A 19,517-nucleotide genomic window follows, 5' to 3' on the forward strand; every position below is an offset into this window, starting at 1 on the left:
ATCGACCCCCAGCACTTCAGGATAGCCTAACTGTTTCAGCTGCTTGGCTATCCGGCCATAACCGCATCCAAAGTCCAGTATTCTGGCGTCGGGTTTTACCAAGTGGCAGAAGCGCTGCACATCGATTTCCAGATTGAAATTGACCTGATTGGCAACCTTATCCCAAAGCTGCGCCGTCATTGCTTATCTTCATCAATAATGGAAACTTTATTGTTTAGGAACAAAGAGTTTGGCACCAGGTGTGTCACACCGTCATCCTTCACCGTGATATAACGCAGATTGAGATCCACCACAGTCCCCCTTGAGCCGGTAATATCGATTTTATTGCCCAGCTTTATCGGCTTATAGAGCACTATCATAATACCGGCAATCAGGTTGGAGATGGCGTCTTTGAGGGCGAAACCCAGCGCAAAGCCGGTGAGTCCGAGGCCGGCAACCAGGGCGCCAACATCAAAGCCCAACTTGGATAAGGCCAAGACAGCGCCGATAAATATCAGTACCACGCGCTGGGAGTTGGAGATCAAGCGAAACGATTCGCTGGCCGCCGAGTCAAAGCGGGCGGCCACTTGTTTCAGGCAACGGTCGATAATCAGGCTGAACACTGCAAATGCGGCAAACACCAGGATTGCCTGAATGACATTCTCATTCATTTTCTGCTCCGAATAATAAAACCCTAATCGCTGAAATTTTCAGCTTGGTGCACAAAGGCATGCCAAACCGCTAAAAATATCAAATTCCGAGATAGAGACAAGAGTCAACCCATTAATTTCAGTGACTTAATTGGGCTTGCTATAAAGCTGTTTACCCGCTTTAATACTGTCATTTCTTATTGAATTACCGAGTGCATCATTGTATTTGAAAATATGGCTGTGTATAAGGGGGGAACATTTTACAAGGACGAAAATCATGAAGGCTGTATCTGAGAATAAACGGGTTTTGCTGCTATTGCTGTTACCTGTAGTTCTCTTGCTGTTGTCATCGGAATTATTGTTAAGGCCAGTGACTTCGATGATAGTTAAAAAACAGTTCAAACTCATGGAAGAGTATCTTAGCCAGAGACAACGCTCCATCAATGACATTATCCTACATCAAGTACCTGAGTTTCATTTTGATTGTGGTCCGAAAGACGCGAAATTATTGCGGTCCCCTGAAAACTACAATCGTTATTTTCGGGTGATGGGGATTAAAACCAAAACCGGCCTTGGCTGCAGTTCGCTTGGCACAGATTTACTATTACCGGATCTTCCCAATGACACGTATGTAGGTCAAGGCTTTGGCCTGACCACCACAGGCGCCATGTATGATACCGAGCAGGAGCTCTTGGTTTATTTCAAAAGCAATGGCAATACCGCTTACTGGATTTTGGACAGCAGTTGGATCCGTGAGCTTATTAACGTTCCCTGCAGTGATTGTTTCTACATAGAGTTTAGGCATCATGCTCCAGGCTCCGAAGGCCTGGTATTTGAGCGCGGCAATCCTTCGGTACCCAGAGAAGCCAATGTGCATTTTTTCAGCGTGATGAACCAGCAGCAAATGGAGCAAAAACTCTGGTTTGGTGAGAAACTCGATGATTACGCCAGAGAAAAGATCTTTGTTTACGGTTTACCCTTGAGCATTTTACTCGGCGCGCTGCTCGCCGGGGCTTATTGGCTTTATCTGAGTTACCACAGTTCGCTCAAGAGCATGATCCAAAGAGGCATTGCCCGGCAGGAGTTTATCCCTTTTTATCAACCCATAGTCGATATTAATCAGAATAAAGTGGTCGGTTATGAAGTGCTGGTGCGCTGGAAGAAGGGCAAAGAGTTTATTCCACCTGTTGCCTTTGTTGAGCATGCAGAAGCCTGTGGCCTGATCATTCCCATTACCGAATCTTTGCTGCAGCAGGTACTGCAACAACTGCCGGAGCTGGAGAGCGGCACTTGGGTTAGCATCAACCTGGTGGCAGAACATCTGGAGCAGGCTCATGTCAGTCGCGTGCTGCAACAGCATAATTGGCCAGAGTCGGACAGACTTAAATTTGAGATCACCGAACGCTTGCCCATTGCCGACATTGATGCCGCCAAGCAGGAAATCGCCAGGCTGACCGAGAAGGGCTACAGCTTTAAAATTGATGACTTTGGCACCGGATATGGCGGCTTTAAGTATATTCAAACCTTGGGGATTGACAGCATCAAGATAGATAAGATGTTTATCGATACCATAGGCACCAACGATCTCAAGCGTGGTGTGCTGGATGCCATTATCGCCTTTGGTTTGGAGTCAGAGCTTGAGATGATAGTCGAAGGCGTGGAGACGGCGGAGCAGGTGGAGTACCTCAAAGAGCGCGGTATATTCCTGGTGCAGGGATACTATTTTGCCCGCCCCGTGCCGGTTGAGGATCTGAAAACCGTGAAATCAGGCGAAGCTTCCTAATGGCAGAAACCTTAGCGGCAAAAACCTTAGTGAAACCAGCTGCCCCTGAACTTGCAAGCGACTATTACCTGAGCAATTTTGAACTCTTGCTGGAGGGTAGCCGCCGCTATCTGGATATTTTGCCAAGCGAGCTTGCCAGGTTACGCGCGGCGTACCTTGCCTGCTCCAAGCCTTCGCGGATGTTGCTGGTGCGTCTCTTGTCCCGTAAGGGCGAGTGGTTTCGCGCCGATAAGCTTAACTACCCGGAAATAGGGGCTTTGGAACCTGCGATAAAGGGGCTTGAGCAAGCGGAGCTTATCAGCACCACATTCCTGCCAAACACTGAAACCTGGCTCAAAGGAGTCACTCTCACCGAGCTGCGCCGGGCGCTTCTCAAACTGCAACAGAGTCAAGCCCCGGAGGGCAAAAACTGTCTTGGGGGCCTGGTCGATATTGCGCTGCATCTAGGTAAAAGCATGAAATGTGCCTCAAAGGAGACGCTGAAACGTACCCTGCTGGCGCTCGGGCCCCAAGACTCACAGTTATTGATTGACGAACTGAACTCTCTACTGGGCATTGACTGGCTTGAGCTTAAATGCCAGCGGCTTCTCGATGGCCTATTGCTACTCTATTTTGGCAACCGTTATCAGGATCTGAGCCAGTTTGTGCTCAGCGATCTGGGTTTGCAATGCTTTGAAGTCACAGTGCTGGACAAGGCCCACCGCGCCTATGACAGCCCAGAGCAGCTTAACGCTGCGTTGGCATTTGGCCTTATGAGTCAGCAGATAGAAGAGGCGATACAGGCCAAACAGGTGCTGGATATTCCATTGCGGCTTCAGCAGCTTAACGCCATTTCAGCAGTACCCGAGGCTAACCCCTTACTCGAGCGGCGCCGGCAAAAACTACTGACTCTGATAGGCCGCGAAGCCGAAAGGCAAGGCCAAACCACTCTTGCCATCAGTGTCTATTCGCAGTGTGAACATTGGCAGGCAAGGGAACGCCTGTGTCGCTGTCTGGAAAAACAGGCTCAGTGGCAGGCTCTGACTCATGCGCTGCTGCACCTTTGCGACCTTGCCGGTAATGAGAGTCAGTGGCAAATCATAGAACGTATTGGCAAACGCCTGCTTAAAAAGTTGCCAAATGGCAACGACAGCAAGTTTGCCTCACCATCAGGCCATGGTGAAGCGCTTGATTTCTTGGCGCTTGAATCTTTGATGTTAAGGCTGCAAGCGCTGAGTGAAAGTGTGCCGGGTAGACTGGGTGCGCTGCAAACGATAATACTGCAACTTACTCCCAATGGTGAACGAGTTGAAATGCGTGTCGCTGCGCACTTTGAAGCGCTCGGCTACCGGGTGTTTTTTCTGGAGAATACCTTGTTTTGTGGCCTTTTCGGGCTGGCCTTTTGGGACATTATTTTTGCCCCCATTAAGGCGGTATTCGATAACCCATTTCAACGCAGCCCACGGGATATGTTCACCGAGGAGTTTGTTAGCCGCCGCCAAGAGGCCATCACGGCGCGTCTTGATGAAATCGCTCGGGAGCCCGGCGCTGTTATTTGGCGCCATTTTCAGCAAAAGCAAGGGCTGGCAAACGATTGGGTTTACTGGGAAAATCTGCCGCAACAGGCGCTGGAGCTGACGCTGGCGGCACTTTCCGGTGCCAGGCTCGCTCAGGTATTTGAACGTATGCTTGGCGATCTTAAGCATTACCGCAGTGGCCATCCGGATCTTGTGTTATTTGACGCCGAAGGGCGCATCAGTTGGCTTGAAGTCAAAGGCCCGGGCGATAAGCTGGCCGATCATCAAATATACTGGCTCAACTTCCTCAGTGACTTGGGAGAGGCCCGGGTTTGCTATGTCGACTGGGCAACTGCCGGCGAGTGTAAATAAGGTAAATAGCATTAAGGCAAGAATGATTGTTATTTAGTATTGACCAATAACAGTCAATTAACAGGCAGCCCAGTGGCGGCCTGCGCTATGTGGAAACCTTAATTGAAGTTCAGAGTCAGCAAGTCATCGCTCCATTTCGCCCGCGTCGTTCATATCTATGTCTCTATGGCACTGCTGCTGTTGATGCTGTTCTTTGCCGTTACCGGTATCACTCTCAATCATCCGGATTGGTTTATCCGCCAGGGCGGAGAAAGCCTGGCATCGGAAGAAGCCCTGCCGGGATTTTTGTTGCCGGTGAATAGTGAAGATCCGGATTGGCGCGACGCCACAGCGCATTGGCTCAGTAGCCACTGGGGAGTGGATGGTCACAGTGCCGAGTTCAGTGAAGATGAAGTGGCGCTGGTGCACAAGGGGCCGGGGCGCTATCAGAGCATTACCCTGGATCTGCTGGATGGGAAAGCCTATGTCGAGCAGATAGATTATGGTGTTATCGCAGTACTCAATGATCTGCATAAGGGGCGTAACAGTGGCACCCTGTGGGTCTGGCTGCTGGATCTCAGCTCAATTCTCATCATCCTGTTTTCCCTGACCGGTGCTTTCCTGCTGTTGCCTCAGAGCCGTAGATTGAAAAAATCCTTACTGGCCATGGCCGGTGTCAGCAGTGCCTGTGCCCTTATTTATCTGTTGTTTGTTCCCTGAGTTCAAAGTGACAAACGGCAAAGCACGAACTCGGGCCCCTACCTTTGGTGTGTTGTGAATGGAGAATGTATGAGTGGCAAACCTTTGAAAACCAGATTGTCTCTGTCTCTGGCGGTATTACTGAGTAGCAGCTTAACTCTGGGGCAGGCCAATGCCGATTCGTTGGAGATTAATCTGATACTGCCGGAAATCACCACAGGCCAATACCACAGGCCTTACACAGCCGTGTGGGTGGAAGATGCCAAAGGGCAGAGCGTGCGAACCTTGAGCCTTTGGGTCATGCAGGAAGGCGAGGGATACAAGTGGCTGAAAGACATTCGTCGCTGGTGGCGCAAGGCCGGGCGGGATGACATGAACTTTGTCGATGCCATTGCATCGGCAACACGGCCGGCGGGCAAGTATCCCATCAGCTGGGACCTCAAAGATGACCAAGGGGCTAAGGTTGCCAACGGTAAATATACCTTGCTGGTGGAAGTGGTACGTGAGCACGGTGGCCGGGATTTGGTACGGCACAAGTTTCAGCTCGACGGCAAGCCTTTCAAAGCTGAAATAGCGCCCACCATAGAAACCGGCACGATTAGCCTTCAATACCTAGTGGAGTAAAAGATGATGAAAACAAGCAAACTCTTGTTGGCCCTGGGGGCCTGTCTGTTGGCACAAACGGCGAACGCCCATGACAGATTTATACTGCCCAGCCAGTTCAATGTCTCGGCCGATCCCGGCAAAGGTGTGTGGATCACTTCAGATGTCAGCGCCAGTAATGAAGTCTTCCTGTTTGATAAACCTTTTGGCTCTGAAGATGTGCAAATCGTCACGCCGTCCGGCACCAAGGAGCGGCCATCCTCAAGCTATCGCGGCAGCCGTAAGTCTGTGTTTGACTATCGCCTGACCGAAGACGGCACCTACAGATTCGAGAAAGAGACCCAGCCAAGATATATGTCGCGCTATAAGCTCAAGGGCCAGCAAGACAGCGTCCGCAGCCGTACTGACAAGCAAACCACCAAGGCGATGATGCCCAAAGGGGCGTACGATCTCGAAGGGGCGCTGTATTTCTCACGGGTCGAGTCCTATGTCACCCTCAACAAACCAAGCGACAAGGCTTTTGAAGTGAAAGGGGAATACCTGGAACTCAAACCCTTGACCCATCCGGCTGACATAGTCGAGCAGGAACCCACTGAGCTGCAATTCTATTTCCAGGGTAAAGTGATTGCCGGTGTGGAAGTCGCGATTGTGAAGGAAGGCACACTTTATCGTAACCAGAAACAGCAATTGACGCTGAAGTCAGACAAAGAAGGCAAGGTGAGTTTTGAACTGCCCAGCGCCGGCCGCTATATGTTGCATGCATCATTCGAGCAACTTAACGCCGATACTCGCCTTGCGGATAAGACAGTCAGTGAAATTTTCCTCACTTTCGAGGCCGGTTTGCAATAACCTAAATAGCCCGAAGCAGGCACTTTTAAGGCTTATCACCTTGTGAGTGCCTGTCAAAGTGAAGCTGTGGTGTCGCTTGCATTGCTGCTGTTTTAAGCTGCATTGGTTTTTGTGAGAACTGGTTTTTGTAAGAACTGTACGCTGTATCTTATGATTTGAACCTTCAATTATCTTGGAAAGCTTTCCTGCTTGGTTATCGACAACATAGTCAGTTCTTGGGCTAGGGAATGATGAGATTTCCGTTGAATCATTTCGAACTATCAATCCCCCCTTGGAAGTCTCGGTTTCAGGGGGGGATCTTTCAGTTTTTGGTGCGTTTCTTGAGCCCAAGCCCCAACTCGCGGCCGCGTTTTCGGGCGTAGAAGGGCATGCTGATAAGCAAGCATGCGATCAACAGGCTCTCAATCAACGCAAACCACCATTCATTGCCCTGGGCTATATAGAGCAAGGTCAAGCCGTGCAGAAAATAGAGGCAAAGAATGAAGCTGGCCCAGGCAAAGGTATAGGGATTGCCTTTGAGGATCCCCGGTAGCGGCAGCAGCAAGGGCACCAGCCAAAGACTGGTAAACAGCAGTGAGTATTCGCTGTTGAGCCCCTTATCGATCAAGGCATAGGCCAACAAGGCTATCAGTAACAGATAGCCGCTCCGTGAGATTTGCAATAGCGCGTGACTGCTCATTTACAGGATCGCCAACACGTTTTCCGGTGGACGGCCAATGGCGGCCTTACCTTTGGCAAGCACGATTGGTCGCTCGATCAACTTGGGAGTGGCTACCATGGCGGCAATCAACTGGGCTTCTGTCAGCTCAGGATTATTCAACCCCTGGGCTTTGTATTCTTCTTCTTTGGTGCGCATCAGTTCACGGGCGCTGATACCCAGTTTGGCCAACAGTTCACTGATTGTGGCAGCATCCGGAACTTGTTTCAGATACTCGACAATCTGGATCTCGACGTCTTTGGACTCCAGCAGTGCCAGTGTTTCGCGGCTCTTGGAGCAGCGTGGATTATGGAAAATAGTGACCTGGGTCATGGGTTTTCTCTTTACCTTGGCTGAAAAGTGCGACGATGATAGCAAAAATCTGCGCAGACGTCAGGGGAAAGTGGCCCGGTGAACGGGCCAATGAAAACCTGCATAATCAAAGTTTAAGCAAACTATTTCTTCAATTCGTCCAGCGCCCTGTCGGCGATTCGGAATTGGCGTATCTTGGCCTCGATTCTGGCAATCTGCAGAGGCTGGCCATCGGCGGCCTTGTAGGCAAAGTTGAGCTGATCGATAGCCCCCTTATAATTGGCCCGCAGCGCCATGGATTCGGCATTGGAAAAGTGTTCCAGCGTCTTGTTACCGGTTTGTTTGTAAGCTTCGGTCAGCAATTGATAGGGTAAGGGATTTTGCTTATCCAGAAACGCCATATCCTCGAGAATAGGGATAGCCAGCTGCGGCTGTTTACTTTCGAGATAAACGCTGGCCAGGTTGGCGTTGATCACTTGAGAGGTGGGTTTGAGGCGTCTTTGGGCTTCCAACATCTTTATCGCGCCCTGATAATCGTTACGCTCCACCAGCAGATCGGTTTTGGTGTCGAGATAGAAGAGGTTGTCCTGATCTTTTTCCAATAATTGATCTATCAGTTGTTCAGACTGTTTGAAGTCCTTGAGGCGAAACAGTGCCAATGCTTTGCCATAGAGGGCCGCATCTTTAAAGGCGTAGTTGTGCTTGGCTAACTGGGTTTCAAACAGTGACAGTGCCGCATCGTCGCTATAGCTGGAAAAGCGCACCTGGATCCTGGCCTTGGCCAAATGGAAGTTAAGGTTGTCTGCCACATATCTGTGGGGGTACTGAGCCGCGCGGTTACGGGCATCGGTTATCCGCGATTCGGGCAGTGGGTGAGTCAGCAGCATTTGCGGCGGCTTGGAGGTAAAGCGATAACGGGCTGCAAGTTTACCGAAGAAGTTGGCCGAGGCATTGGGATCGAAACCGGATTCCACCAGAATTTGCATGCCTATCCTGTCGGCTTCTTTTTCATGCAGCCGGGTATAGTTTATTTTGGACTGGGTCGATAATGCCTGGGTGGTGGCCAGCGCCGCCATCCCGGCCTGAGGCGCCGCTATGGTCAGCAAGATAGCGCCGAGTAGTCCGGCAATGGTGGCCGGACTGGCTTTCTCCTGGGCTTCGAGTGAGCGCGCCAAGTGCCTCTGGGTTACGTGGGTAATTTCGTGCGCCAGTACCGAGGCCAATTCACTTTCGTTGTCGGCGTTGAGAAACAATCCGGTGTGGATTGCCACATGGCCGCCAAAGAAGGCAAAGGCGTTGATTTCATCGTTTCGCAGCAGGAAGAAATAGAAGGGGGTCTTAACCCCGGTGGCATGCGCCACCAATTTATTACCCAGCTCAGTGGCGTATTGGCTCAACACAGGATCGGATAACACAGGCGCCTGGGAACGAATGACCCGCATATAGGCGTCACCATAGACCATCTCTTTTTCGAGACTGAAGGTATTGACGGCGGCGGTACCGAGATCCGGCAGGTCGTTATTGGCGAAACTATGGCTGGCGGTGGCGAGTAAAAGAGTAGTGGCACCGGCCAGAATGGATTGTCGAAACTTGGAAAAAGTCAAAGTACTCAAGCTGATTAGATTTCCTGTATGCCACTAATGCATAACTGCCTGGCTTGTGGTTTCAGTTGCAACTTAGGATAATAGCCGAGGTTTATGTTTAGCAAGCTCATCATGGTTTTAATTGATTTAACTCAGAGTCGTTGTCCCGAAGCCCTGGTCAAGGCCAAGATGGCGATGAAACGTTTGCTGCCCGGTGAAACTCTGTGTCTCTTGCTTTCAGACCCAGGATCGCGGCAGGATGTTCCCCGTTTCGCCAAAAAACAGGGTTATGATTGTCGGATAGCGTCCGATGAGTCGGCCGTTTTGCGTTTACATGTCTCAGTTGCCCAACAGGGTAGAAGCGCAGAATCTAACTAGACAGCTTCTTGATGAAGCGATAATCAAGATGGCGCAGCCATCATCAGCACAGGAATCCCGGATGTTTAGCTATTTGAGTCGTTGGTACCAAGCCCGCTTCAGTGATCCTCAGGCTCTGACACTATTGTTTATTCTGCTTGGCATTGCGTTGACCATCTACTTTGCCGGTGGTTTGTTGATGCCGCTGCTGGTCGCTCTGGTATTGGCCTTTTTGCTGGAGTGGCCGGTGGCACAAATGGCGAGGATAGGGGTAAGCCGCACTGCGGCCGCCTCTTTGGTATTGGTCCTCTTTATCGGCTTAATGATCCTGTTGTCATTTGGCCTGATCCCCAGCATCTGGCGCCAGGGGGCAGCACTGCTTAGCGATCTGCCCAACATGCTCGATAAGGGAATAATCCTGCTACAGGAGCAGGCGCAACAGTATCCGCAGTTTATCTCAACAGATCAGCTCGATACCATGGTGTCCGAACTCAAAAAATTGCTCGATACCCAGCATCTTTTGGATATTGCCACTCAGCTCCTCGGCTATTCGGCCTCTTTGCTGGTATTGATGGTTTACGCCATCCTGGTGCCGCTGCTGGTATTCTTCTTCCTCAAGGATAAAGATGAGCTGATCCGCGGCAGCAAGCGCTTCTTCCCCAGCAATCGTGAGCTGGCCCGTAAGGTTTGGTTCGAGATGAATCAACAGATCTTTAACTACATTCGCGGCAAGGTGATTGAAATTGTGATTGTCGGGGTCGTGAGTTACGTGTTCTTCGCCCTGATGGATCTGCGTTATGCGGCGCTGCTCGGGGTGTTGACTGGACTTTCAGTGCTCATTCCTTATGTCGGTGCCACCTTGGTGACCTTACCGATTGCCCTGGTTGCCTTCTTCCAGTGGGGTGTCAGCCCCGAGTTCGGTTATTTGATGCTGGGTTACGGCATCATTCAGGCGCTGGATGGCAACCTGCTGGTGCCTTTGTTGTTCTCCGATGCGGTGGACTTGCATCCGGTGATCATTATCGCAGCAGTGTTGGTCTTCGGCGGCCTTTGGGGCGTTTGGGGCGTGTTCTTCGCCATCCCGTTGGCCTCGCTGGTCAAGGCTGTACTGAACGCCTGGCCCAATGCCGAAGCCGATGCTGCCAAAGCCGCTTTAGAGGCGCAAGCCGAATAAGGCAGTCAATTTCAAGTTAACCGACACAGGCGGCCTAAGGTCGCCTGTGTTTTAAGTTGCGGCAGTGGTTATTCCAATGTCTATTGCTATTGATAAGCCAGTTTATTCCGGCAGCAGGTAGTTTCTGGCACTCGCCGCCAATGCCCTGAATACCAGCGTGGTCTGCTTGGCCTTGAGGTTCCAGTGCTGCCAATAGAGTGGCACCCGCATCCGCATCATGGGTGTCAGCTCTATCAGGCGCCCGGATGCCAGCAGCGGCTGTGCTTGCAGATGGCCTACCAGTCCATAACCCAACCCTTGTAAAATCGCTTCCAGAAAGCCTTCCGATGAAGGTACTGTGTGTTGCCACCATTGTCCCGGCAGCATCTCGAAGTAGCGCTTCAAGTACTTTTCATGCAGCTTGTCGCGGGTGGAGAACACCACTGCCGGTGCCGAGGCAAGTGAGTCGGTATTCGGCAGACCGTCGAAATAACGTTCGGCAAACTCAGGCGTAGCCACACAGGCATACTCCATCACCCCGAGAAACTCGCTGGAGCAGCCATTCATCGCTTGCCCTAAGGTGGTCACGCAGCCAACCGCTTCACCGTTTTTCAGTAGGTGATGAGTGTAAGACTCGTCATCCACAATCAGCTCCAACAGCCAACCGCGGCGGGCGAACATAGCACTGATAGCCGGCAGGAACCAGGTTGCCAGACTGTCGGCGTTCACCGCAATTCTCACTACAGTGGGCATGGCCGGATCGTCGGCGTCCATTTCGGCCCTGAGTTCAGTCTCCAGCAATTCGACCTGAGCATAGTGGCGCAAGAGCCGTTTGCCTGTTGGTGTCGGCACTACAGGGTTACTTCTGATGAGCAGCGCTTGTCCCACTCTTTCTTCCAGCTGCTTTATCCGCTGTGATACCGCCGATTGGGTCACATGCAGCCGTTTGGCGGCCCGCTCAAAACCGCCTTCGGCGACCACTACTGACAAAGCCTTGAGATGACTGTAGTCCAGCATAACGACTCCTTGGGTTAATCCTTGCTCGATTATAAGTTTTGCTAATGACCAATAAAAAACATTAGTTATATTAATTTTCTTGCCGGGAGTAAACTGCCGCCATTGAAAACCTTTATTGGTCGCCGATTATTGCGACGACCTGCTGTTGGAGAGATTATGCAAACCGCTTTCATTCAGGGCATGGGGATAGGTGCCAGTCTGATCATTGCCGTGGGAGCTCAGAACGCCTTTGTATTGAAGCAAGGCATCAAACGTGCCTATCCGTTTCCTATCGCCTTGACCTGTTCTTTGATAGACGCCCTGATGATTACTGCTGGGGTTGCCGGGCTTGGTCAGTTGATCTTGGCCGCACCGGCCATTAAACATCTCGCGAGCTTTGGCGGCGCAGCCTTTCTGCTGTGGTACGGCTTTAATGCGCTACGTTCCTCGTTCAAGAGTCAGGGGTTGCAGACCGGGGATACCGAAGCCGCGGATTCGTTTCGCAAGGCGATGATCACCACCTTGGCGATAAGCTTTTTGAACCCGCATCTGTATCTGGATACCGTGGTTTTACTGGGCAGCATAAGCACAAAGTTTGATACCGAGGTCAGGGGCTGGTTTGGTGCCGGTGCGGTACTGGCTTCCTTTATCTGGTTCTTTAGTTTGAGCTTTGGTGCGCGCCTGTTGGCTCCCGTGTTCAGCCGTCCCGCGGCCTGGCGTTATCTGGACAGATTTATCTGGTTGACCATGTGGTCAATCGCCTTGGCTATCCTGTGGCCCTATTTTCAGGGTAGGGGTTTCTGAGGCAAGCTTAAGTATTTTGCAAAACACAAAAGCCCGCATCGCGGGCTTTTGTTATGGTTTGATTCAAACGAATGGACTAAGACTGAATGCTGGTTTGCAGCCCAGCAACAGGCTATTTTTGCGGTATGGCCCAGATACTGTCAGCCGGCCCCTGGGTCCCTCGTTTAAAGGTTTTGAGTGCGCCAAAGGCAAAGATGGCGGCAAAACCGAATGCAGTAAGATCCACCGCCCAGGTGCCCGGGGTCTGCGGTGCCCAAATTCCAAGGCCGGGTGCCAGCAACGCCAGCATGGATGTCAGCGGCATTGCCACACAGACCAGCGCCGATAGGGCTTGCAGCGTTACTGCGGCTCTGGCAGCACCACGCCAGAAAGCATAAGTCAGGGCGAAAAGGAAACTGGCGTAGTAACTCCATAGATAGAGATGATTGATATTCTCTACATGAGCATATCCCCATTTGCCCAGCAACATGGCCAGCGCCACGCCTAACATTGAACCCAAGCAAATTCCCACAGTAGCGGCCCCGAGAAACCTGACTCTTCTTGGTTGCTGTGGAATAGGCTCTCCCTTGCGCTGTTTACTGCGGCGCTTTTCCAGCCATAGCAGATTACCGCTGTAAAACAGCATGGCACCACTCATTCCGAGGAAAAAATAGAGCCAGCGACCGGGATAGCCGCCGTAGGAGCCAAAGTGAAGCCCAAAGAATACCGAAACCATCCGGCCCCAAACGCCTTCTTCACCCGGAGTAAAGGTGCTGTTGCCCACCTCAAAGGTGTAGGGATTGATATAAAGGAAGTCTCCTATGGGGCCGCGCATCAAGGCTTCTTCGTTATACATGGCCATCCGGACCATGGGAGCCGGAGTATCCATACCCATATAGGTCAAACTGAGCGCCTGATAACCGGGCGCAAAGCTTTCGGCCCGAGCAACCAGTTCAGTTACCGGGGGCAGGGTGCTCAGTGAGCGCACTTCGCCCTTGGGCGCTTCGCGGTTGAACATCGGCTTATCGCCATAAACAAACTGCCCCAAGGCGCCGTACAATTGATCGTGAAACACAAACACCACTACGGTCAAACTGATAATGATATGAAATGGCAGTGCTGTGATGCCAAGCAGGTTGTGGATGTCGAGCCAAAAACGATTGGGGCCTTTCTTGCGCCTTAAGGCAAACAGCGTTTTCACCAGAGTTGGCAGCAGGAAGATCACCCCGGAAACCAACGCCAGAAAATAGAGAATGCCGGCAACCCCCATAAAATAAGCACCGAGCTGCTCGTGTCCCATATCACCAGGAATACCGCCGGTGCGGTGCAGCTCATCTATCAAGCGTGCCAGTTGACTCTTGGGTTCCTTATGGGAGATGAGCTCACCTTGATTGCTTAAACTGGCATGCCAAAGCTCATCGCCCAGACCCCATTGCCGCTCACTGCCGGAGGCGTACCAACTCAAAGGCGAATGCTTGTCGCTGGCAAGATGAAGGCTGAAGCCCTTACTTAACTCAGGGTGTTGCGCTCTGGCTTCACTGAGTAGTTGGTCCATCTGTTCCAGTTTCACCTGTGGCAAAATGGTTTGCGGCGGTGATGACCAGGCGGCAATTTCTTCCTTGAACATGGTCAGGGCGCCGGCATAAAAACCGATAAACAGTAAAATCCCGGCGAGTATGCCCACCCAGGTATGAAGTGTTTGATAAATTCTGAGAATATCGCTGCGGATCTGCATTTACTTAACCCACCATAGTAGCAGCCATGCAAGCACGTTGGCCGCCATTAGCCAGAAAATGGCGCGGCGGGCACTGTAGAACAAATAGCTGAAGCTGAAGAATGAAAGCCAGAGTGGCGCTATCAGCCACATATTGAATTGCACCTTATCTTTGGCATCTATTCCACCAGGCCCCACCCAGGCAAAGATACCACTGAGTGCTACTGCCAGGGCAAAGCCCAGCAAGGCGCCGGCAAGGGTTTTCCCCAGCCAATCAGGGCGGATTTTATCTTTTTTAATGGTTGTCATTCGTTGTCTCCCTTGAGCAGGGAAATAAAGGGCAGGGAGCCCAGCAGCATGGAAAGCAACATTAGCCAAAAGAACAGTGCGGCCGAAGCCGTCAGCAGTAAACCCCAGCCGAGCAGAGTCAGCAGCAATAATAAAGTGCCCAGTAGATTGGCCTGCCAGGGCAAAGGTTTGGCAAGCAAGGCCTGGTGTTTACTGCCTAAATAGATAAGCAGTGAACCCAGGGTCATCGCCAGGATCAACAGGAGGTACCACATGAGTTGCGATGTCCGAAGAATTAGTTTGATAAAGAATCGCAACATAGCACAAGTATCAGACCCGTTAAATGATATTTGTTCGCATTTACAATTAGGGCTGGCTTAAACACAGGCTACTGATATTAATGCTTAAACCTATGAACAACTCACATCAAACCTTTGAAATGATACTGGGGATGTGACCCCACATATGGTCGTGGCCAGGAAGTTAAGCCGCTATGTGGACTGGCACTGCATTTTTGATTGACAGCTGTTGTTTAAAGGCGCTGTAAGCCTTTCTTGGGAACATCTCCAATGGAGGGTCTAATGTGGAAAGAACTGGTATTCAGGGATGTCGTTCATAGCTCAATGCATTGTTGAGGTCACTGGAATTACCGGAGCCATTTGACCGGCAAATGGAAACTTAGCCTCTTGATAACTATGCCTCTTGATAACTATGCCTCTTGATAACTATGTTGAATAGAGTAAAGCATCCGAGATCCTGGTTATTTCAGACCAGCCAGCTATAAGGTGTAGAGACAATCGCGATGAAGCAAGGGTTATGGGGAAAGCAACTCATAAGCTAAGTGGGACAAATTAATTAAATTGATGGGGCAAATCGGTGGCAAGTACTTAGTCTTAATGACGTCAGTAACTATCTGGCGTAGTTGCAAGATAAGCAATATGAGGAAGTAGACTAAAGGCTGACGTAAAAATCCGAGTTAACGCAACGGCGGTTGGGCTTAACTCAACTCAGGACATTCTTGGTTATTGTATGTTTTACATGATACAGGCATCCATAATGCAGGGTGCGGGGGCATGGATTTGTAGAGAAAGCAGAAAGAATAAAAGAATATATGTAGATAGATTCATTCAGACTCTATTTAACATAATATACATTGTGCGCATTTTTATGTGCAGCTGTTTGAAATCTGGAGTGTTATTACCGGTAATTCCAGGTTTAAGGCAACTTTTGCTCCTAAGCCACCTTAACCTCTGTGCAATATCCTTGGATTAACTCTCAATTCCTTGCAGTCGATCCAATGGTTTGGCGGATGCGCTCTGGTGCCTTTCTTCCTGACTGGTGTGCAGGTACTGCGATGTTGTGTCTATGCTTTCATGACCGGCGTCAGCTTGCACGTGTGATAAAGGTCGCCCGTTGAGATTGATGTCATGGGTGATCCCAGTATGACGAATGCTGTGCGCTGTGAGTTGCCGCATTTCATTGGCTTCACGGATAAAGCCATCCTTCTCGGCATCATCGGCGGCGCAGTTTATCAGAAACTGAATTTCATCCCGCAGTTGACGTATACCGAGGTTGGCATTGAGCACGCCGCTTTCCCGCCCTCGGCCGGCGGCGCGATGCCGTATAAACAGCGGCGTGGTTTCATTGGCTTCGGGATAATCGCTCAGTCCCAGGTGGCGCCGGTAACATTGCAGTGATTGCAGCAACGCCTTGGATACGGCTACGTTTCTGGCCTTGCCGCCTTTGCTCCTGGGAATATGAAAATACCAGATGCCACTGTGATTATGACGCTTGAATTGACTCATGGTTGGTGCATAACCGGCGCGGGCGGCAATTTCCGAGATCCGCAGATAACAGCCGTACATCAGGTTAATCAAGAACAGACTGCGTTGGTGTTGTGCCGGCAGCGTTTCCGCCAGTCGCTGTACGCAAGCCACAAGATAAGACCATTGCAACTCACTGAACACCTTAAGTTGCTCTTCGGCAGGATCTAACCTGAACTTACTCTTATTAGCAAAGCGGCTGTGATTGAGCCAGAGTTGCGCCGGGTTGCGCTCGCAATACTCTTCGCTCATAAGATAAGTATAAAATGATGAAAGTATGGCAATTTTCGTCTTCAAGGCATTATCGCTCAGACTGTATGGCAAAGGTTTTCCAAGCGCCTTGCGCCCAATAAACGGTCGCCAGCTGGGATTGGGTTCCCGGCTCTGACTGAGCTTATCCGTCTTGAATTGTGGGACGTTGAAATAACCCACTAATTCTGTCGGTGGCGCCTGACAATAAGCCACGTAACGTCCTATTTCCCGTCTGCCTACCTTGGCTGCTGATATACCTGCAACATCGAAACACCAATGAAAAAAGGTTGTCAGTTCACTCCGGTAAGCCTTGTAGTTGTTTTCACTGTCTCTTTGTTCGTAAAGCCAGTCTGTTGCATGCTCAAGCAAGAGACCCGCATCGGCCACTTTACCCAGGCTTAAATGGGTTATATAGCTGTTGACCACAGGATTGCCCTGCAAAAGTAAGTCTGCGCGGTCAAACAACGGCATGGCAGATAACGGCTGATTGTCTTCCAAGGTAAAGCCTATTCTATAGCAATGATTATTATAGATTTTACCCTTTTTTCACTAATGCCGATAATGTTATTTATCGGCACTAATCTCTGTCTCACATTGGCTGCACTGGTGATCGCAATGGACTCTTTGCTTACAGCACCAAAGGCACAATTGCCAAACCTGCTTTTTGGATTGACTGTCGAGACAACGAAAGTCCGCGGCACATAACTCGCCCTTGTGGATCAACTCAGCCAGTTTGGCGACGGGTATCGCCATGCAGACCTCCTGATCAGTTTTATACGCTATTGTTCTGCTGTTGGCTTTCATTCTTTCACCCTTCGTTAATGAGAATAATTCTCAATATAGTAGATCCTGACGCTGCTGAAAATCCCCCTATCCCACCGTGAGCCAATTTTGTGAACAATTGCTAGCCCTTCTCTAGGCTTGGACTACACTTTTGATTGGTAAATCAAAACTATTCAAATGATTGGAGTCAGACTGATGCTGATCGACACGGCCAAGAAAGGCCCTTTATTTGCCTCTAAGACAGCTTCAACCCCCACAGATAATCTGCCCCCTTGGAAAATACTTGTGGTGGATGATGAACCTGATGTGCACACAGTCACTAAACTTGCCCTCTCCCGTTTCAAGCTCGATGGCCGCGGTTTGAGCTTTATCAACGCCTATAGTGGCGAACAAGCCAAAGAGTTACTGCAAGGCGAAGAGGATGTCGCCGTCGCCTTTATTGATGTGGTGATGGAAAGTGATCATGCCGGGCTTGAATTGGTACGTTGGATCCGTGAAAGGCTGCAAAATAAAGCTATCAGGCTGATTCTCCGCACCGGCCAACCCGGGCAAGCGCCGGAAGAGGACGTGATAGTCAACTATGACATCAATGACTATAAAGCCAAGGCCGAGCTGGACTCCCGTAAACTGACAACCTGTGTCTACTCTGCCCTTCGTTCTTTCAGGGACATTACCGAAATTGAGCAGGCGCGGCAGATGCAGCTCAATCATCGTCGCGGACTGGAGCGAGTACTCGGAGCGACTTCTGGCCTGTTTGAACTGCGCACTCTGCACAAATTTGCCGATGGCTTACTGACTCAGGTCGCCAACTTGTTGGAGTTAAAAGGCACTACAACCATACTCGGTTGTAACGCTATGGATGCAGTGACTGAGCCTGGTGAAAACAAAAAAATTCAAATCATTGCCGCCACAGGTGAATTTACCAACCACCACGAAAAGCCCTTGCCTGCAGAGATCCGCTCACTGATGGAAGAAGCCCTGAAAGAGCAGCGCTGCCTTTATCGGGATAACTGCTTTGTGGGCTACTTTCCGGCCAAGAATAACTGGGTCAACCTGCTTTATATGGATTCTGTCAGCCAGTTGACCGATCTGGATAAACAGCTTATCGACATCTTTGCCATCAATGTCGGGATGGCGTTTGAAAACCTGTTGCTGAACCAAGAGGTGGAAGATACTCAGTCGGAGCTTATTCTACGTCTTGGTGATGTGGTGGAAAGCCGCTCCAAGGAAGCGGCCAATCATGTAAAACGCATGGCCGAATATTGCCACGCGCTGGCGCTGATAGCCGGTTTGCCGGAGCCTGAAGCCGATCTGCTCAAGCGGGCAGCACCTATGCATGATATAGGGAAAATAGCCATTCCCGACAATGTGCTGCTCAAACCGGGGAAACTGGACGATATTGAATGGGATGTAATGCGCCAACACCCGATAATCGGCCATCAGATCCTGGCTAATTCTGAAAGGCCCATTTTAAAGGCTGCCGGCACCATAGCCTTGCAACATCATGAGAAATACGATGGCAGTGGCTATCCCAGAGGTCTCTCGGGCAAAGAGATCCACCCTTTTGCCAGAATCGTTGCCATTGCCGATGTGTTCGATGCGCTATCCCATGCCCGCTGCTATAAGCCGGCCTGGCCGCTCGATGACGTACTGAGTGAGATGCAATCCTGTAGCGGCAACCATTTTGATCCGAACTTTTTAAAGCTGTTTATCGATAACATAGATGTTTTCATCAAAATCAAAAACAGCTGGCGCGATGACGCGAGATCTTGAGTTGTTGCCAATGGCGCGTCAATAAGGTGATTCTTATTACTTTTGCTTGTGACTATCAGCAAGAAAGTCGAACCAAGTGGAGTACTGTTCAGTACCTTGCTGCCAACTGACAAACACCCGCCATACCATATAACCACTGCTGCAGGAGCCAAAAATCAGCTGGCCCTCAAATGATTCCCCTTCGGTGGCAGATGGCGTCATAGGAATGACGCCCATAAACATATCTCTGCCTTCTACACGAAGTTTGAGATTGGACACTGGGCGATCAAAGCCAAGCTGCCAGTGAATAGGCTTTTCGCTGGGGGCATATTCTGGGTTTAACATCAGAGAGATCTGCTGCTCGCCCAATTTTTTAACACAAGCAGACACGGAAAAATCACACAAACTGGGATCGCTGGCAGATTGGGTTGCGCTGGAAACTTGAGCCTGGTCACACCCAAGAAGCGCGAACAGGCTGAAAACGACGCAAAATAGCTTGGAAAGAGTCACGCTATGCATAAAATTTCACCTTATGCTGCAAGGTGTTAACATTCTATGGTCAAGTTTGATCTGGATCAACATTGTGTCCGGCAGATTGGTATCTTTTTTGATGT

General features: G+C 50.5%; 20 protein-coding genes and 1 pseudogene. 9 read left to right on the forward strand and 12 right to left on the reverse strand.

What is annotated here, in order from left to right:
- Positions 1-180, reverse strand: a pseudogene (locus RC73_RS01200) (class I SAM-dependent methyltransferase); the annotation flags it as partial.
- Positions 177-650, reverse strand: coding sequence for a mechanosensitive ion channel family protein (locus RC73_RS01205; protein ID WP_052247916.1), 474 nt, complete (start codon positions 648-650; stop codon positions 177-179). The pseudogene RC73_RS01200 and the gene RC73_RS01205, both read right to left, overlap by 4 nt.
- A 256-nt stretch (positions 651-906) precedes the next feature.
- Between RC73_RS01205 and RC73_RS01210 the strand changes: the two genes are divergently transcribed.
- From RC73_RS01210 to RC73_RS01230, 5 genes are all read left to right on the forward strand, one after another.
- Positions 907-2,412: an EAL domain-containing protein gene (locus tag RC73_RS01210; RefSeq protein WP_039032936.1), complete on the forward strand. Its 1,506-nt coding sequence runs from the start codon at positions 907-909 to the stop codon at positions 2,410-2,412.
- Positions 2,413-2,441: 29 nt separating this feature from the next.
- Positions 2,442-4,280 (forward strand): VRR-NUC domain-containing protein, encoded by a 1,839-nt coding sequence (locus RC73_RS01215; protein ID WP_160289553.1) that lies wholly within the window; start codon positions 2,442-2,444, stop codon positions 4,278-4,280.
- A 165-nt stretch (positions 4,281-4,445) separates the two neighbouring features.
- Positions 4,446-4,979, forward strand: coding sequence for a PepSY-associated TM helix domain-containing protein (locus tag RC73_RS01220; RefSeq protein WP_418355800.1), 534 nt, complete (start codon positions 4,446-4,448; stop codon positions 4,977-4,979).
- A 69-nt stretch (positions 4,980-5,048) separates the two neighbouring features.
- The gene (locus RC73_RS01225; protein ID WP_039032939.1) at positions 5,049-5,582 is read left to right on the forward strand and encodes a DUF2271 domain-containing protein; all 534 of its coding nucleotides are present in this window, start codon (positions 5,049-5,051) and stop codon (positions 5,580-5,582) included.
- Between the two features lie 3 nt (positions 5,583-5,585).
- Positions 5,586-6,410, forward strand: a complete 825-nt coding sequence (locus RC73_RS01230; RefSeq protein WP_235369945.1) for a DUF4198 domain-containing protein — start codon at positions 5,586-5,588, stop codon at positions 6,408-6,410.
- Positions 6,411-6,711: 301 nt separating this feature from the next.
- Here the strand turns inward: RC73_RS01230 and RC73_RS01235 are convergent, their stop codons facing one another.
- The 3 genes from RC73_RS01235 to RC73_RS01245 form a co-directional block, all read right to left on the reverse strand.
- Entirely contained in the window at positions 6,712-7,089 is a 378-nt protein-coding gene (locus RC73_RS01235) for a DUF2069 domain-containing protein (RefSeq protein ID WP_039032940.1), read from the reverse strand.
- Complete coding sequence (gene arsC / locus RC73_RS01240; protein WP_039032941.1) at positions 7,090-7,440, reverse strand: arsenate reductase (glutaredoxin); 351 nt, start codon at positions 7,438-7,440, stop codon at positions 7,090-7,092. It abuts the gene before it with no gap.
- Between the two features lie 122 nt (positions 7,441-7,562).
- A complete protein-coding gene (locus RC73_RS01245) occupies positions 7,563-9,032 on the reverse strand; it encodes a M48 family metalloprotease (RefSeq protein WP_039032942.1) in 1,470 nt (489 codons plus the stop codon).
- A gap of 84 nt (positions 9,033-9,116) precedes the next feature.
- Between RC73_RS01245 and RC73_RS01250 the strand changes: the two genes are divergently transcribed.
- Entirely contained in the window at positions 9,117-9,380 is a 264-nt protein-coding gene (locus RC73_RS01250; protein ID WP_326490816.1) for a sulfurtransferase TusA family protein, read from the forward strand.
- Positions 9,381-9,441: 61 nt separating this feature from the next.
- A complete protein-coding gene (locus RC73_RS01255) occupies positions 9,442-10,533 on the forward strand; it encodes an AI-2E family transporter (RefSeq protein ID WP_039032943.1) in 1,092 nt (363 codons plus the stop codon).
- Positions 10,534-10,635: 102 nt separating this feature from the next.
- On the opposite strand, the gene RC73_RS01260 is transcribed toward RC73_RS01255, so the two are convergent.
- Entirely contained in the window at positions 10,636-11,529 is an 894-nt protein-coding gene (locus RC73_RS01260) for a LysR family transcriptional regulator ArgP (protein ID WP_039032944.1), read from the reverse strand.
- 156 nt (positions 11,530-11,685) lie between these two features.
- Here RC73_RS01260 and RC73_RS01265 point away from each other — a divergent pair, with 156 nt between their 5' ends.
- On the forward strand, positions 11,686-12,312 hold the full coding sequence (locus RC73_RS01265; protein ID WP_039032945.1) for a LysE/ArgO family amino acid transporter: 627 nt from the start codon (positions 11,686-11,688) through the stop codon (positions 12,310-12,312).
- A gap of 112 nt (positions 12,313-12,424) precedes the next feature.
- Here RC73_RS01265 and RC73_RS01270 read toward each other — a convergent pair whose 3' ends face one another.
- From RC73_RS01270 to RC73_RS01290, 5 genes are all read right to left on the reverse strand, one after another.
- Complete coding sequence (locus RC73_RS01270) at positions 12,425-14,026, reverse strand: PepSY-associated TM helix domain-containing protein (protein ID WP_039032946.1); 1,602 nt, start codon at positions 14,024-14,026, stop codon at positions 12,425-12,427.
- Positions 14,027-14,314, reverse strand: coding sequence for a hypothetical protein (locus tag RC73_RS01275; RefSeq protein ID WP_028779881.1), 288 nt, complete (start codon positions 14,312-14,314; stop codon positions 14,027-14,029).
- On the reverse strand, positions 14,311-14,568 hold the full coding sequence (locus RC73_RS01280) for a hypothetical protein (protein ID WP_039032947.1): 258 nt from the start codon (positions 14,566-14,568) through the stop codon (positions 14,311-14,313). Before RC73_RS01280 ends, RC73_RS01275 begins: the two co-directional genes overlap by 4 nt.
- A gap of 993 nt (positions 14,569-15,561) precedes the next feature.
- A complete protein-coding gene (locus RC73_RS01285; protein ID WP_039032948.1) occupies positions 15,562-16,839 on the reverse strand; it encodes a tyrosine-type recombinase/integrase in 1,278 nt (425 codons plus the stop codon).
- A 93-nt stretch (positions 16,840-16,932) separates the two neighbouring features.
- A complete protein-coding gene (locus RC73_RS01290) occupies positions 16,933-17,121 on the reverse strand; it encodes a hypothetical protein (RefSeq protein WP_319619576.1) in 189 nt (62 codons plus the stop codon).
- Between the two features lie 225 nt (positions 17,122-17,346).
- Here RC73_RS01290 and RC73_RS01295 point away from each other — a divergent pair, with 225 nt between their 5' ends.
- Positions 17,347-18,924, forward strand: a complete 1,578-nt coding sequence (locus RC73_RS01295; RefSeq protein ID WP_039033028.1) for a response regulator — start codon at positions 17,347-17,349, stop codon at positions 18,922-18,924.
- Positions 18,925-18,960: 36 nt separating this feature from the next.
- On the opposite strand, the gene RC73_RS01300 is transcribed toward RC73_RS01295, so the two are convergent.
- A complete protein-coding gene (locus RC73_RS01300) occupies positions 18,961-19,422 on the reverse strand; it encodes a hypothetical protein (protein ID WP_039032949.1) in 462 nt (153 codons plus the stop codon).
- Positions 19,423-19,517: the final 95 nt, after the last annotated feature.

The organism is Shewanella sp. ECSMB14102, from assembly GCF_000813075.1.
In the GTDB taxonomy this organism is placed as follows: Bacteria; Pseudomonadota; Gammaproteobacteria; order Enterobacterales; family Shewanellaceae; genus Shewanella; species Shewanella indica.

Excerpts from the sequence above, each read along its gene's own strand:
- RC73_RS01205 (WP_052247916.1), bottom strand. The coding sequence starts at position 650 with ATGAATGAGAATGTCATTCAGGCAATCCTGGTGTTTGCCGCATTTGCA.
- RC73_RS01210 (WP_039032936.1), top strand. The coding sequence starts at position 907 with ATGAAGGCTGTATCTGAGAATAAACGGGTTTTGCTGCTATTGCTGTTA.
- RC73_RS01220 (WP_418355800.1), top strand. The coding sequence starts at position 4,446 with ATGGCACTGCTGCTGTTGATGCTGTTCTTTGCCGTTACCGGTATCACT.
- RC73_RS01225 (WP_039032939.1), top strand. The coding sequence starts at position 5,049 with ATGAGTGGCAAACCTTTGAAAACCAGATTGTCTCTGTCTCTGGCGGTA.
- RC73_RS01230 (WP_235369945.1), top strand. The coding sequence starts at position 5,586 with ATGATGAAAACAAGCAAACTCTTGTTGGCCCTGGGGGCCTGTCTGTTG.
- RC73_RS01235 (WP_039032940.1), bottom strand. The coding sequence starts at position 7,089 with ATGAGCAGTCACGCGCTATTGCAAATCTCACGGAGCGGCTATCTGTTA.
- arsC (WP_039032941.1), bottom strand. The coding sequence starts at position 7,440 with ATGACCCAGGTCACTATTTTCCATAATCCACGCTGCTCCAAGAGCCGC.
- RC73_RS01250 (WP_326490816.1), top strand. The coding sequence starts at position 9,117 with ATGTTTAGCAAGCTCATCATGGTTTTAATTGATTTAACTCAGAGTCGT.
- RC73_RS01255 (WP_039032943.1), top strand. The coding sequence starts at position 9,442 with ATGTTTAGCTATTTGAGTCGTTGGTACCAAGCCCGCTTCAGTGATCCT.
- RC73_RS01260 (WP_039032944.1), bottom strand. The coding sequence starts at position 11,529 with ATGCTGGACTACAGTCATCTCAAGGCTTTGTCAGTAGTGGTCGCCGAA.
- RC73_RS01265 (WP_039032945.1), top strand. The coding sequence starts at position 11,686 with ATGCAAACCGCTTTCATTCAGGGCATGGGGATAGGTGCCAGTCTGATC.
- RC73_RS01270 (WP_039032946.1), bottom strand. The coding sequence starts at position 14,026 with ATGCAGATCCGCAGCGATATTCTCAGAATTTATCAAACACTTCATACC.
- RC73_RS01275 (WP_028779881.1), bottom strand. The coding sequence starts at position 14,314 with ATGACAACCATTAAAAAAGATAAAATCCGCCCTGATTGGCTGGGGAAA.
- RC73_RS01280 (WP_039032947.1), bottom strand. The coding sequence starts at position 14,568 with ATGTGGTACCTCCTGTTGATCCTGGCGATGACCCTGGGTTCACTGCTT.
- RC73_RS01285 (WP_039032948.1), bottom strand. The coding sequence starts at position 16,839 with ATGCCGTTGTTTGACCGCGCAGACTTACTTTTGCAGGGCAATCCTGTG.
- RC73_RS01290 (WP_319619576.1), bottom strand. The coding sequence starts at position 17,121 with ATGGCGATACCCGTCGCCAAACTGGCTGAGTTGATCCACAAGGGCGAG.
- RC73_RS01295 (WP_039033028.1), top strand. The coding sequence starts at position 17,347 with ATGCTGATCGACACGGCCAAGAAAGGCCCTTTATTTGCCTCTAAGACA.
- RC73_RS01300 (WP_039032949.1), bottom strand. The coding sequence starts at position 19,422 with ATGCATAGCGTGACTCTTTCCAAGCTATTTTGCGTCGTTTTCAGCCTG.